The sequence below is a fragment of the Amycolatopsis sp. NPDC051061 genome (assembly GCF_040682935.1).
In the GTDB taxonomy this organism is placed as follows: Bacteria; Actinomycetota; Actinomycetes; order Mycobacteriales; family Pseudonocardiaceae; genus Amycolatopsis.
In genome coordinates, this window is sequence record NZ_JBFBBZ010000181.1 from 1 (window position 1) to 1,047 (window position 1,047).

At 39.0% G+C, this 1,047-nt stretch carries 1 protein-coding gene; it reads left to right on the plus strand.

The window, feature by feature from the left end:
- On the plus strand, positions 1–1,047 hold a 1,047-nt coding region (locus AB0N03_RS52540), incomplete at both ends, for an AAA family ATPase (RefSeq protein WP_364389050.1).

Sequence of the window (1,047 nt, forward strand, 5' to 3'; positions counted from 1 at the left end):
ATTTACTTGAGATGACGATAGACTTACTTGAAGAAGCTCGTAATGTCGAGGTCAACCCGTCTGCTGTTGCGGAGGAAATTAATGGTTTAATAGTTGATGGAAAAGTGCAACAAGAAGGAACAAAAATATTTGAGAATTCCTTGTACTTCGCTGAGGACGGGATTCGGAAATCACTGACAGCATTAACTAATCGTTCGGGTAAAGATTTTGCTGATGAAAAGTTACTGACAGTATTGGCTGAAGTTGAAAGAGATTTAGAAATTACTTATGATGATTTGCAAAAGCAAGCCATTATTGGTGCAATGAATCAGCAATTTTTCATTTTGACTGGTGGACCAGGAACTGGTAAAACAACAATTATTAATGGTTTTATTGAAACTTATGCCCGTCTTCATCAGCTAGATTTGGACCCAGACCATTATAATGATGACGTCTTTCCTATATTACTGGCAGCACCGACTGGTCGAGCTTCAAGACGGATGAATGAGTTGACTGGTCTTCCAGCAGCGACGATTCACCGCCATTTGGGTTTAGGACAAGATGAAGCAGAAGATGCTCTTGGAAATGAATTGTCTGGTGCTCTTTTGATTGTTGACGAATTTTCTATGGTTGATACTTGGTTAGCTAATAAACTTTTTCAAGCGATTCCTGGTTCAATGAAAGTTCTCCTTGTTGGAGATGCTGACCAGCTTCCTTCTGTGGGGCCAGGACAAATTTTTGCGGATTTACTAAAAATTCCAGAAATTCCGTCAGTAAAATTGGATAAGATTTTTCGTCAAGGGGATGATTCTACCATTACTGATTTAGCTCACCACATCAAAGATGGGCAATTGCCAAGTGATTTCACGACGAAAAAACCTGACCGTTCTTATTTTGAGGTCAGTGCAAATTTTGTTCCTCAGATGGTTGAACAAATCGCAAGTGCATGGCAAAAAAGAGGGAATAATCCTTTTGAATTACAAATCTTAGCGCCTATGTATAAAGGAATGGCCGGAATTAATGCAATGAATGTTCTTTTGCAAAATCTCTTTAATCCGCTTAATGACC